The 12811-nt window shown below is 61.7% G+C and carries 10 protein-coding genes; 6 read left to right on the top strand and 4 right to left on the bottom strand.

From position 1 onward, the window contains the following. Positions 1–257: 257 nt before the first annotated feature. Positions 258–695: an FHA domain-containing protein gene (locus tag ACT01B_RS01365; protein WP_445145611.1), complete on the top strand. Its 438-nt coding sequence runs from the start codon at positions 258–260 to the stop codon at positions 693–695. Between the two features lie 10 nt (positions 696–705). After that, positions 706–2406 (top strand): protein kinase domain-containing protein, encoded by a 1701-nt coding sequence (locus tag ACT01B_RS01360; RefSeq protein ID WP_445145610.1) that lies wholly within the window; start codon positions 706–708, stop codon positions 2404–2406. Between the two features lie 40 nt (positions 2407–2446). On the opposite strand, the gene ACT01B_RS01355 is transcribed toward ACT01B_RS01360, so the two are convergent. Continuing rightward, complete coding sequence (locus tag ACT01B_RS01355; protein ID WP_445145609.1) at positions 2447–3316, bottom strand: LysM peptidoglycan-binding domain-containing protein; 870 nt, start codon at positions 3314–3316, stop codon at positions 2447–2449. 98 nt (positions 3317–3414) lie between these two features. Then, positions 3415–4281, bottom strand: coding sequence for a PP2C family protein-serine/threonine phosphatase (locus tag ACT01B_RS01350; RefSeq protein WP_445145608.1), 867 nt, complete (start codon positions 4279–4281; stop codon positions 3415–3417). 518 nt (positions 4282–4799) lie between these two features. Between ACT01B_RS01350 and ACT01B_RS01345 the strand changes: the two genes are divergently transcribed. Next, positions 4800–5654, top strand: coding sequence for a PA4780 family RIO1-like protein kinase (locus ACT01B_RS01345; RefSeq protein WP_445145607.1), 855 nt, complete (start codon positions 4800–4802; stop codon positions 5652–5654). 250 nt (positions 5655–5904) lie between these two features. Here ACT01B_RS01345 and ACT01B_RS01340 read toward each other — a convergent pair whose 3' ends face one another. Next, positions 5905–6345 carry a hypothetical protein gene (locus ACT01B_RS01340; protein WP_445145606.1) on the bottom strand — a complete coding sequence of 147 codons (441 nt, stop codon included), beginning with the start codon at positions 6343–6345 and terminating at the stop codon, positions 5905–5907. Continuing rightward, positions 6342–6674, bottom strand: coding sequence for an autorepressor SdpR family transcription factor (locus ACT01B_RS01335; RefSeq protein WP_445145605.1), 333 nt, complete (start codon positions 6672–6674; stop codon positions 6342–6344). The genes ACT01B_RS01340 and ACT01B_RS01335 overlap by 4 nt, the downstream gene beginning before the upstream one ends. A 267-nt stretch (positions 6675–6941) precedes the next feature. On the opposite strand from ACT01B_RS01335, the gene ACT01B_RS01330 reads away from it, so the two are divergent. The 3 genes from ACT01B_RS01330 to ACT01B_RS01320 all read left to right on the top strand — a co-directional run bounded on the left by ACT01B_RS01330 (position 6942) and on the right by ACT01B_RS01320 (position 12787). Further along, positions 6942–9983 carry a TonB-dependent receptor gene (locus ACT01B_RS01330; RefSeq protein WP_445145604.1) on the top strand — a complete coding sequence of 1014 codons (3042 nt, stop codon included), beginning with the start codon at positions 6942–6944 and terminating at the stop codon, positions 9981–9983. 144 nt (positions 9984–10127) lie between these two features. Beyond that, complete coding sequence (gene dinG, locus ACT01B_RS01325; RefSeq protein ID WP_445145603.1) at positions 10128–12230, top strand: ATP-dependent DNA helicase DinG; 2103 nt, start codon at positions 10128–10130, stop codon at positions 12228–12230. Further along, positions 12227–12787 (top strand): HutD/Ves family protein, encoded by a 561-nt coding sequence (locus tag ACT01B_RS01320; protein WP_445145602.1) that lies wholly within the window; start codon positions 12227–12229, stop codon positions 12785–12787. Before dinG ends, ACT01B_RS01320 begins: the two co-directional genes overlap by 4 nt. Positions 12788–12811 lie beyond the last annotated feature (24 nt).

The raw sequence follows: 12811 nt of genomic DNA, 5'->3' as shown, positions 1-12811 counted from the left end.
CGCGCCTCACCGTGACCACGTGATGGCGACGTCAAAGCTGCTGCCATCCCTGGGCGTGGCGGCGAGTTGGACGTCAGATTTGCGTAAGTCACCCGGGGTTGGCCAAGTTTGAGCCACCGGGGTGACTTGTTGGCTATATTGTCGCTGTGATCCTGGTTCAAAGGCGCTCGATGGTGACCCCTCGCTACATTCCGTCATCCGCACCGGGGAAGCGCTCCGCGGGCCCGCAGGGGACGCGACTTTTTTCCGCCGCAGAGTTGAATCATCTCGCTGTCGAAACCGGTCCCGCGAGCGATGGCCGCGCCAGCGTGCGCGAACCCGTGCTCGAAGGCGTGAGCGCGGGCTGGGAGCGTCGGCGCTTTAGCCTTCGTCCCGGGCGGCAGACGATAGGCCGTGGCGACGACAACGACATCGTGATCGGCGACCGGAGCGTCTCCTCGACGCACGCGTGGCTGATGAATCAGCAGGGCCACTACGTGGTCATGAACACCCTCTCCACCAATGGCACCTACGTCAACAACCAGCGTGTCCACGAGCACGTCATCAAGCATGGTGACCATCTTCGTTTTGGGCAGATCGAGTTCGTCTTCCTGACCAGTGAAGCCGGCAAGCGGTCGCGCGCTCGTTGGATCTGGCCGGTGGCTGGCGTGGCCGCTATGGCTGGGCTGGCCGCGCTGGCCTGGTGGCTGATGTGACCGCGCAGGCATGAGCGAGCGTCCCGCGCCACGCAGCATCGGCCGCTATCGCATCGACGGCGTCCTTGGCAAAGGTGCCATGGCCGTCGTTTACGCCGGCTTCGATCCCGGCATCGACCGGCCGGTGGCGATCAAATGCCTCCATCGCACCATGGCTGCCGATCCGGGCAACCGGGACAGATTCGTGCTGGAAGCCCGTGCGTCGGGGCACCTGGTGCATCCGAACATCGTCACGATCTTCGATACCGGCGAGACCGAGGACGGCCGCAAGTACATCGCCATGGAGCGACTTTCGGGCGAAACGCTGACCAGCCGGGTCGCGCGAGACGGGCTACCGTCCCTGGCCGTGACCATCGAGTTGGCGACGCAGATAGCGGCAGCGCTCGACTATGCGCACGGCCAGGGCGTCATCCATCACGACGTAAAGCCCGAGAACATCATGCTCGCCGAGGATTGGCATTACGCCAAGCTCAGCGACTTTGGCATCGCCGAGCGTCTTTCAACGCAGGGCATCGAGCACGGCGAAGGCAAGGAGATCGGCGGCACACCGGCCTACATGGCCCCTGAGCGCTTGCGTGGGGAGCAGGCCGACGCACGCAGCGACCTGTTCTCGCTGGGTGTGGTGCTGTGCTGGTTGATTACCGGCAAGCTGCCATGGGCGGAGACGAGCGACCTGAAGCGCCTGACCAGGGAACGCCTGCGCCAACCCCGTCCAGCCATCGCTCCGCTGGATCCGGCCACGCCATCGATCCTGGTCAGCATCGTGCGCACTTTGTTGGCACCCACGCCCGACGCTCGCTACCAGACCGGCGCCGAGGTCATTGACGATCTTCGCTTGGCACGTCGCGAGTACGAACGCTCGCACGAAACGCCACTAGCCACCCGCATCATCTCCCTACGGCTGCGTTGGATCGGCGCACTGGGCGCCATCCTGTGCCTGGTGCTGCTACTGGGGCTGGCCGCGATCTATGCCAAGCAGAACACCGCCGTGACCGGTCTCGCCACCGATTTTGGAAGCTCGTTGGGGCGAATGGTGGCCAGCGAATCAGCTGAGAATCTGCTGCTTGGGGACGACGCGGCCACCCGCGCCCTGGTGCAAGACATCGCACACAACCAGCAGATCCACTACCTCGCCATCGCCAATCGCGAGGGCTACGTGGTTGCGAGCACCTTGCCAACGGATGTCGGACACGGCCTGGCCCATCTCGACGAAACCCATCGTCGGACCCTGGCCAATGGCGTCGATAGCTACCTCGGCCAGGTCGTCGATGGCGCGCAAGACCATGAGATGCTGCTGTTCGATGTCCCCATTCGCTATCAATCCAAGGCCATCGGCGAATTGCGGCTCGGCGTGAGCAATGCCCCCCTGGTCGCCGCACAGCACACGACGTTCTGGGTGATTGTCGCCGTGCTCGTGGTCACGCTGACCGCCATGATCGGTGCCGCCTATTGGCTGTTCCGGCGTCCTCTGGCCCTGCTTGGCTTGCTTGGCGACGCGCTGTTGCGGGTCGCCGGTGGCGATTACAGCTATCGCATCCGGCTCGTGCGCCGCGATGAACTCGGACGGCTGTTTGCGGCCTTCAATATGATGAGCAGCGCGCTACAAGCGCGCCAGACGCCCGAGACCAAACTGCCGCGGGCGAGTGCGGAAGCCACGTCGCAGCCCACGCTGGTGATGCCGACACCAACACGCACTGACAGGTCGGCCTAGATCGCTAGGGAAGGTTTGGACTTGTCGTCATCCCAGCCCTTCACATCTGGTTGAGCCGGTGCTGCAGATCAACGGCCCGCGCGCGATAGATCACCGCTCGCTCGTAGCCGGGATCGATCGCCAGCACGCGGTCCCATAAGGCAATCGCCTGGTCCAACTTCTGGTCACGATAAAGCACCACGGCGCGCTCGTGATACGAGGCCAGCAACTGCTGGCGCAAGGCCTGGTTTCCCGTGGGCTTCAAGTGGGGATCAAGCGTCAGCGCCTCATCCAGACGGGCCAGTGCCTGATCTTGCTGCCCCTGTTTCAGCAGTGCCACGCTTTCCGTTTGCAGGCGCTGCGCCCTTGCCGTTGTCGATTCTCCCGTCGGGGCCGTAGCCGGGATCGTCGCGTCAGCATGGTCAGTCCCCGTATTCACGGTAGAGACGCGAGTATCCACGTTCGCCCTCGACGGCGAGGCGTCCGCCGCGGGAGCAGCACCTGCGCCAGCGAGCGGCAGGCGCACGGTATCGCCGGCACGCAAGGCGGAAGGATTGGTGGAACCGTTGTAGCGGGCCAGTATCAGAAACCGGTTGGAATCGCCCAGGTTGCGGGCCGCCAACGTGCCGTAGGAGTCACCCTGTTGCACCACGTAAGGGCGCGACTGCGCGCCCAGCATGGTCTTGGGGTCCGATGTGAGCTGGCGCAGCATGCCCTGGGCCGCACGATCGCCGGGGTACTTCGCCAGGTAATGCCGCAACTGCTGCTCGCCTTCGGCGTAGCGACCATGCAAGAGATAGGTGTTGGTGATCGTCCCCAATGAAAGCACCTGGCTGCTGCTCGGCGCGCCGTCGTCGGTGCGCGTAGCGGACGTCTGCGTCGACTGGGATCCACCAAAGCTGTCGCTTACCTTGGACTTGATGGCGTTCACCTGCGCACAGCCAGCCACGCCCAGCACCACCAGTGGAACGACGGCTTGCGCCCATCGCCGGAGGCCTAGGCCCCTGAATTGAAACCATCGAGCCAATGTCATACCTCGTTTCGCATCGCAGCGGCTTGCTCACTTGTCGGCCGTCTGATCACCACGGCTCGTCGAACCGCCGCCAAAAAATTATCGCGCCATCGACGCGCCCAGCCGTCAGGGCCGGGGCGCGCGAAAATGAGCGCGACATTATCTCCATGCATGCCGCCTCGCTGGACTGCCGAGGTAAGTGCCTCCTGCAGCGCGAGGTGCTGATCGCGCCGCCGCGACAGACGGCCAAGCTCCTGCGTAGTCAGCTGCTCCCAGACACCATCGCTGCAAAGCACAAAGGCCTGGTCGGCGCGCAGCATCGCACAACCATGCTCCACCACGGGCGCATCCGGTCCTCCCAGGGCACGTAATAGCTTGTGCTGATCAGGGTCGCTGGCTAGCTCGCTTTCAGTCAACTCGCCCCGCTGACGCTTGAGCTGCGCCACGCTGTGGTCCTCGGTTCGACCGATTAAACGCCCGCGCTGAAAGCGATAGAGGCGGCTATCGCCCACGTGGACCCAAAAGACCTGGCCGCCACGCACCAACATGGCAACCACGGTCGAATGCGGCTCCCCGCTCGCCAGGCCAACCCGCCGACGATGCAGCTCCGCATGGGCCTGCTGGCAGAGCGACTCAAGAAACAGTGAACCGGGCTGTTCTTTCCAAAGGCGTTGCTCCCATAACTGACGGGCCACGTGAATAACGCCTTCCGAGGCCAACTCGCCAGCGCCATCGCCGCCTAAGCCGTCGGCCAGGACAAGCAGATGAGTGCCTTCATCTGCGTCATGGAAGCAAACCAGGTCGTCCTGCTGGGCTGGTCGCCCCCCAGCGGAGCGCCCGGCCGCGGCCCGTGGAATCGCCTGAAATTCGATCGATGTATCCATCGCATGCTCCCCCTCGCCTTTGAAAGCTCCCCCGGATGGCCCCAGACCTTACGGGAGCGGCCCCCAAAGTAACTTGCGTTGGTTCCCGTTGCTCAGCGTTCTCAACCACGGCCCGAACGGACAATAGGCACGAGTGACCCCGCCGGATGCGTCAAGGCCCCGACGGGCACATCCAGTCAATGGGTGCGCCGACGTCTGCTTCGAGCCGATGGTGTTGAAAAACTCAGCCTTTCACCAGTGGCCCTGGCAATCTCTTTGTCAGTTCGCCCGTGATGCATCGGCCGCCAAATGTTACCCAGTCGAAATACGGCTGTTTTGGGTTGCCTACCTTTCGTTGATGCTCGACACCCAAAAACCAGATGCGATGGCCGGTTTGCGGCCTGAGGCGGACGTTTGCGGGAGCTTGGCCCGGGCTACGTAGGCACGCAATCCATCCTAAGATGGCCACATCCGCCAGAAAATGCGAAAATGATCGGTTAATGGCCGCTCTCGCTGCGCCAACTACTCCCAGAGACACTGTGAAAACCCCCCAAGGCTTGCAGGCGCTGATCGATGACGGCGTCATTGATGAAGTGCTGCGACCACTCAAGAGCGGCAAGGAAGCGGCGGTATATGTGGTCCGCAGCGGCGACGACGTGCGCTGCGCAAAGGTTTACAAGGACATGGCACAGCGCAGCTTCCAGCAACGCGTGCAGTATCAGGAAGGTCGCAAGGTACGCGGCAGTCGCGAGGCGCGTGCGATCGGCAAGGCGAGCAAGTACGGGCGCAAGCAGCAGGAAGTAGCCTGGAAGAACACCGAAGTCGATGCGCTCTACCAATTGCGCGACGCTGGCATGCGCGTGCCGGAGCCGTATGGCTATTTCCACGGCGTGCTGGTGATGGAGCTGGTCACCGACGCCGAAGGCTTCTCCGCACCACGCCTGGGTGAGGTTGAACTCAGTGCGGAGAAGGCGCGTGAATACCATCGCGTACTGGTGCGGCAAGTGGTGCTGATGTTGTGTTGCGGATTGATCCATGGCGATCTCTCCGCTTACAACGTATTGGTCGGTCCGGATGGGCCTGTAGTGATCGATTTCCCACAAGTCGTCAGTGCCGGTGGCAACAATGCGGCGCGCGCGATGCTGCTGCGTGACGTCAACAACCTCACGGCGCATCTTGGACGTTGGGCACCCGAGCTGTTCGACACGTGGTACGGCGAGGAGATGTGGGCGTTGTTCCAAGCCGGCGAGCTGCGACCCGAAACGGAACTGACCGGCGAGTTCGAGCCCGACGAAACCGAGGTCGATCTCGACAGCATCCGCCAGTCCATCAATGATGCACGCGAAGAAGCGCTGATCCGACAGCAGGGCCGCGAAGCGGCAGAGGAATACTAGAACCTGATAGAGGCGCCGACGTGTTCTTGCCTCAGGTTTTCTCACACTCGAAGATCGTGCCATGTCCCCGGCGGCATCGTACCGATCGCACCCGTGCCCCACGGACCCTACCGATGCGCAATCGGCGGATCTGCATGACGCCTACCCACCTGCACCAGTCTCGCAAGCGCGATCTTTCGAAGAATTGAGTGAATGGAATATGCCCGCGTCGGGTCGGGAGCAGAAGCCTGGCTAGATACCCGGCGCCAGCTCAAAGGGCTTGATCTCTCCCTGACCTACGGCAGGCGGCGCCCTTCCACACCGCGTAGCCAAGCGTGACCGCAACGCTGGCGACGACGACAGCCACCGAGAGGATTGTTGCGAGCCCCTGCGGAGCGAATGTCCACAGCGCGGCCCACACAAGGAATGCCAACGTCATGGTCCAACCACCGACGCGTCCCGCCGCCTGCGCCAACGTCGCGTGGCGGAGAGAGCGCGGCGGTCCATTCAGCATCTTTGGCATGACGTTACAGAAGGCCGCGAACGCGAGACCGAGGATGACGTTGTTTGCACGCACGACTTGCTCTGCGTCGATCCATCCTTGCTTGCGAGCCAGGACGAGCAGCAAGCTGCCTGCGAGCATGACAGCCGCGAGCTTGAGGGAGAAAACGATTTGTTTTCTCGCGCGGAGAAGATTGGAGTTCTCGCTCATTGGTCGGCTCCTTCACGGGATTGTTTGGGCTGGGACTTGCCAGCGGAGCCCGCTGTCGCGTGCTCTCCAGCGCCTATGCCGAACAGCTGGGTGAAGCTCAGAAGTGCGTCTTCCAGCACCGACAACTTCAACTGATAGATGATGCTGGTGCCGATCTTGTTGGCCTCGATCAGGTCAGCCTCGCGCAACACCGCAAAATGCGCCGACATGGTCGGCCGCGACACCGGGAAATGCTCCCATAGCTCTCCCGCGGTCATCGGACGCTGACGGAGCAATTCCAGCACCTTGCGGCGAGTGGGATCGGCCAAGGCTTTGAAGACGCTGTTCATGGTCACTATTTAGCCAAATACCTAAATTGAACGCAAGTAAAATTTCGATGGTTGGCTAAATTGGTGTCGACCCAGGGTTTCTGTGGGGAAAAGCCGCCCCCTCGCAACTCTGATCTGCGACTTTCACTTACATGCATCCATGGCATGTACTGCCATGGTTTGTCGTCCATCCGCTACTTGGGATCCAAGTCGGCTGTGTTCGAATCGTAATTACTTTCGTTAACTCGAAGTAATTTTCGACACGCTGTCGCCGGGGAGGCCAAACAGATGGATTTTTATACGTTGCGTCGTAGCAATGCGCTACGAGTTTCAGCACTGGCAGCTGCACTTGCCTTGGGAATGAGCGGTAAGGTTTTCGCGCAATCGACCACCGGCAGCATCTTCGGTCAGGCGGAACCGGGCCAAACGGTTACTGTCAGTGGTTCTACCGGTATTAACCGGCAGGCTACCGTGGATAGTTCTGGTCGCTATCGCTTTACCAACCTACCGTTGGGCACCTATAAAGTCACGCTGCAAAAGGAAGGGGCAACACTCAGTACACGCGACACCGTCGCCATAACGGTGAATGCCGGTACTGAGGTGTCGTTCGCCTCGGCTGCCAGCGCGTCGTCGCTGTCTACTGTTGTGGTAACCGCCAATAGCCTGCCTCCGATCGACGTAACGTCGGTCGATTCGCGCACGGTCATCACGTCGCAAGAATTGGATCGCCTGCCGCTCGGCCGCAGCGCGGAGTCGATTGCGCTGCTTGCGCCAGGGGTGATTGCTGGCAGCTCCTATTTTGAGGGGCAGAAAAAGGGGTCCAGCGTGGTCTCGTTCGGTGGCGCCTCAGTCACCGAGAACGCGTATTACATCAATGGTTACAACACCACCGATCCGCTGGGATACATGGGTGGCATAGGACTGCCGTTCGGAGCCATCGACCAGCAGGAAATTTTTACCGGCGGCTACAGCGCGATGTATGGACGTTCTACCGGCGGCGTGATCAACCAGGTCGGCAAGCGCGGTACCAACGAATGGCATTTCGGGGCGCAAGTGCTCTGGGCACCGAGGTTTCTCGCGGAAGACCCCAAGAACGTGAACTACCCAAACAACGCGCTGCCGGATGGCTTCAAATATACGAACAGCACGCTTCCCGGCACACCATATCGCACGCGTACAAACAATACTCGCTGGAACACGATCTATAGCGCCTACATGGGTGGGCCGCTGATAGCGGACAAGCTGTTTCTGTTCGTCGCGGGAGAGGCGGAGAAGCAGGAGGGAAAAACGACATCCAGCGCGGGAGTCGCCCAGCCGAACAACACGTACTTTACCTATGACATACCCAAGTACTACGTGAAGTTGGATTGGAACATCAACGACAGCAATATCCTTGAAGCAACAGCTATATCCAACAAGACGTCATACAGCGGCACACAATACGTTTACGACTATAAGACTGGTACGGAGGGCGCCCTTAACGGCTACGACACCTCGACCAAGACCGGCTCCGACATCTATATCGGCAAGTACACAAGCTATATCACCGACAACCTCACCTTCTCGGCCACCTACGGCCAGAACCGCGCGATTGACTACTCGCATACGCCAGGGCTAACACCGGATCGCCCGTATCTGAGCGGCGTGACCAACCAGGATCCAGCGATCACTGGTGGCGCGCCGATCCGCAATGGCAACACGATCCTGTACGTGAAGGATCCCGATGCAAGGAACAAGAGCCACGGCTTGCGCCTCGACCTCGAGTACAAGCTCGGCGACCACACGCTGTCTGGTGGCATCGACAACATGCACTACGCCGCGACCAACGAAGGCGAGCAGCTGAGCGGCCCTGGTTATGCATGGCTCTATGGAAAGGCCTCTAAGCCATCTGCTCCTCTGTCACCGAGCCTAGGTGTAGGTGCGCCTGGCGGTAACGGCTACTACGTGCGCCAGTATGTTTTTGTCACCACGACCAATATGTCGGTGGATCAGAAGGCGCAGTATCTGGAAGACCGCTGGCAGCTCAACGACAAGCTGCTGCTGAGTCTTGGTCTCCGCAACGATCAATTCGACAATTTCAATAATTTAGGCGAACCCTTCGTCAAGAATAAGAATCAATGGGCACCACGCCTGGGATTCAGTTGGGATGCATTCGGCGATTCCAGCCTGAAGGTGTTCGGCAATCTGGGGCGTTACTACCTAGCCTTGCCTAACAGTGTGGCAATTCGTGGCGCCTCGCCGTCCACCTTTACCTACGAATACTTCACCTATACCGGTATCACGCCGAACGGGATTCCGACCGGCCTGAAACCGATTGGCCCTGGTCCGGTTTCCGTCAATGGCGAGTATGGTCAGCAGCCGGACGCCAAGACGGTTGCAGCCGCCAACCTCAAGTCGCAATACCAGGACGAAGTGATTCTCGGCTTCAGCAAGACGCTTGGTCCCAACTGGGTGATTGGTGCCAAGGGCACGCTGCGCAAATTGCAGGCGGCTATCGACGATGTCTGCGATACGGATCCTCTGATCGAGAAGGCCGCCGCACAGGGCATCGATCCGGATGCGGTGACGCTGCCGAATAGCTGCCTGATCTTCAACCCGGGCAAGACGAACACTTTCCTGTTGGCCAGGGCCGACGGCAGCGGCTACGAGAAAGTCAGCATGTCCACCGGCGACTGGGGCTTTACCCAGGGCGCCAAGCGCAAGTACTACGCGCTGGACCTGTTCCTGGAGCATCCGTTCGACGGCAAGTGGCAGGGTCGCTTCGACTACACGTTTTCGCGTAGCTACGGCAATACGGAAGGCCAAGTACTTTCGACCATTGGTCAGGATGACGTCTCCAAAACCCAGGACTGGGATGCCGCGGCACTGATGGTCAACAGCAACGGAGTGCTCTCGAACGATCGAACCCACCAGCTGAAAGCCTACGGCAGCTATATGGTTTCACCGGAGTGGATGTTGTCTGGCGCGTTGCGCGTGATGTCCGGAGCACCGAAGGCCTGCCTGGGTTACTTCGGTACGGACGAAAGTAACCCGGTGGGCTATGGCTCTGGCTACCGTTTCTGTGCTGGCAAGCCGACCCCGCTAGGCAACAACGGCCGCCTGCCATGGCAGAAGATCGTCGACCTGGGCGTGACTTATCGTCCGGCGTTCGCCGATAGCAAGCTCGCCTTCAATTTTAATATCTTCAATGTGTTCAACGAACGAAAGCCGACCGTGATCGATGCCACGTACGAGACTGCCCCGTACACCATATCCAACACTTACGGGGCAACGCTCTATCAGACGACTCCGCCGCGCTATGGCCGTTTCTCGGTGACTTACGACCTTTAGTAGGGTGGCAGTCCAGAAACTTCGGGTGAAAGGGCCGGCCTAGCCGGCCCTTTCCTTTGCCCCGCTAGCGGCCCGCCGGCAGGTGAGGGCCGGCCATGCGAGAATGGGGGCCTGCCGCGACAGCGGACGCTCGAACTGCCCCCGATGCTTACCGATACCACCAAAGACGCGATCCGCGCCGCCTATACGCGCCTGAAAGAGGGGCTGCCCGGCTTTCGTGTGCGTGCGTCGCAGGGAAAAATGATCGCCGAGGTGGCCAAGGCGCTGGCGCAGGAAGGTGGTGCCGCGGTGATCGAGGCGCCCACGGGTACCGGCAAGTCGATGGCCTACCTGATCGCCGGTGTCGAAGTGGCGCGGGCGCAGAAGAAGAAGCTGTTGATCGCCACGGCCACCGTCGCCCTGCAGGAACAGCTGGTGCAACGCGATATTCCGCTGTATCTCAAGCTCAACGGCACCGAGGCCAAGGTGGCGCTGGCCAAGGGGCGCGGACGTTACCTGTGCCCGCGCAACCTCAACATGGCCGGCAACAGCCTCAACGAAACGGCGCAGATGGGGCTGGGCTTCGATGCGGACCTCGCGCTGTGGACCAAGCCGCCGCAGGAACGCGATAAGAAGGCGCTGTCCAAGCTGGCCGGCCTGTTCGACCGTGGCGAGTGGGACGGCGATATCGATGCCTCGCCCGAGCCGATCAGCGATGTGCTGCGCCCCATGATCACGACCAGCGCGGGCGGCTGCACGAGTCGTAAATGCGGCCAGTTCATGATCTGCCCGTTCTTTGCCGCGCGACGCGCGGTGGGCGATGCGGACATCGTGGTGGCGAACCAGGACCTGGTGCTCGCTGACCTCACCATGCCGCGCGAGGAAGAAGGTTTTGGCGGCGTCATCCTGCCCAAGCCGGACGAGACGCTGTACATCTTCGACGAAGGCCATCACGTGCCGGCCAAGGCGATCGATCGCGGCGCCTCCGATGTGTATATGAGTGTCGCCGTGCGCCAGCTCAGCCGTCTCGGCCGCCAGATCCATGCTGCCTATTCGCTCACCGACAAGGAAGTGATCGGCAAGCTTTCGCTCGATGCCGGCGACGAAAAACTGCAGGAACTCAGCGACGCGCTGGAGGAACTGGAGAAGGAGATTCGTCTCGCCTGGCTGCCGTCGCCGGATGATGACGAACCGATGTATCGCGGCTCGCTCGGCCAACTGCCCGACGCCTGGGTGGAACATGCGCGCGTGCTCTACGTGTTTACCGGCGAAGTGGAACGCTGGATTGGTGCCGTGCGTCGCGCGGTGCTGGAAATGACCGAGAGCGGCCCCACCCATGAAGCGCTTTCGCGCGAGCTGGGCATGGCGCTGGAACGCATCGACCGGCAAACCCGCACCTGGCGTGCGTGGTCCGCCAGCGATAGCGACGATGCGCCACCGCTGGCGCGCTGGGTCACGCTTAGCGTCGACCAGCAGCTCGTGTGCCATGCCTCGGCGGTGTCGGCCGGCGGCCTGTTGCGTAAGGTGCTGTGGGGCAATGCGAGTGGCGTGGTGATGACCTCGGCCACCTTGAGCGCGGGCGGCAACTTCCGCGGCTTCGCCGATGCCGTGGGACTGCCGAACGACTCGGTCACGCTCAGCCTGCCCTCGCCCTTCGACCTCGCCGCGCAGGCGCGACTTGAAGTGCCCGCCATGCGCTCGCTGCCCGATGCGCGCGAGGACCACGCGCAGGAAATCTGCGACTGGCTGGCCGAACATCTCGACTGGAATGCCGGCAACCTGGTGTTGTTCACCTCGCGCGTCAAGCTTGACCGCGTCTTGCAGAAGCTGCCGATCGAGCACGTACGCAAGGTGCGCGCGCAAGGCTCGTTGGGCAAGGCGCAATTGGTCGCCGAACACATCATCGATATCGAAGCCGGCAAGGGCAGTACGCTGTTTGGGCTCGCCTCGTTCGGCGAAGGCCTGGACCTGCCCGGCAAGCTGTGCGAAACCGTGGTCATCACGCAATTGCCGTTTGCCGTGCCCACTGATCCGGTCGGCGCGACTTATGCGGAATGGCTGGAATCGCGCGGACGCAATCCCTTTATCGAAGTGACCGTGCCGGAAGCGACGCGTCTGCTCACGCAGTATTGTGGCCGCCTGATCCGCACCGAGACCGATCATGGCCGCATCGTGCTGCTTGATCGCCGCGTGGTGCTCAAGCGCTACGGCGAGCGCATGTTGAAATCACTGCCGCCTTTCACCCGTGTCATCGAGAAGGTGGCATGACGTCCGCCATCATTCGCGCGACGGATTGCCTGCCCCAGCCGTGGAAGAACGGCATGGGCGTGACGCGCGAGATAGCGCGCTTCCCTGTCGATGCGGATAACGAGCATTTCCTGTGGCGCGTGAGCGTGGCCGAGGTGAACAGCGCGTCGCCGTTCTCTGCGTTTCCCGGCATCGATCGTCATATCGCCCTGCTCGATGGCAATGGCTTCACCATGGTGCTCGACGGCTCGCACGAGCATCGTTTGCATACGCCTTTTGAACCGTTTGCGTTTGCCGGCGAGTCCCACGTCGATGTCGCGCTCGTTGGCGGCGCCACGCGCGACTTCAACCTGATGGTGCGGCGCGCGGAAGCGCTGGGTTCGGTCACCGTTTGCGGTGAGCCCGGCAGCCACGCGACAGACGCCGCCAGCGTGCTGCTTTTTGTACTGCGCGGCACCGCCGAGACAGCCGCAGGGTTGCTGCAGGTCGGTGACGCCTTGCGACCGGATGGCACGGCCTTCGTGCTGCACGAGGGCTCGATGGCCTTTGTCGTCCGGGTTAGCCCTCGCGCCGGCTAGCCGTGAGCCGTCACGGTATGTGCC

Source organism: Dyella sp. Tek66A03 (assembly GCF_052567735.1).
This window is presented reverse-complemented; position numbering and strand designations above follow the sequence as displayed.

Excerpts from the sequence above, each read along its gene's own strand:
- ACT01B_RS01360 (WP_445145610.1), top strand. The coding sequence starts at position 706 with ATGAGCGAGCGTCCCGCGCCACGCAGCATCGGCCGCTATCGCATCGAC.
- ACT01B_RS01350 (WP_445145608.1), bottom strand. The coding sequence starts at position 4,281 with ATGGATACATCGATCGAATTTCAGGCGATTCCACGGGCCGCGGCCGGG.
- ACT01B_RS01340 (WP_445145606.1), bottom strand. The coding sequence starts at position 6,345 with ATGAGCGAGAACTCCAATCTTCTCCGCGCGAGAAAACAAATCGTTTTC.
- ACT01B_RS01335 (WP_445145605.1), bottom strand. The coding sequence starts at position 6,674 with ATGAACAGCGTCTTCAAAGCCTTGGCCGATCCCACTCGCCGCAAGGTG.
- ACT01B_RS01330 (WP_445145604.1), top strand. The coding sequence starts at position 6,942 with ATGGATTTTTATACGTTGCGTCGTAGCAATGCGCTACGAGTTTCAGCA.
- dinG (WP_445145603.1), top strand. The coding sequence starts at position 10,128 with ATGCTTACCGATACCACCAAAGACGCGATCCGCGCCGCCTATACGCGC.
- ACT01B_RS01320 (WP_445145602.1), top strand. The coding sequence starts at position 12,227 with ATGACGTCCGCCATCATTCGCGCGACGGATTGCCTGCCCCAGCCGTGG.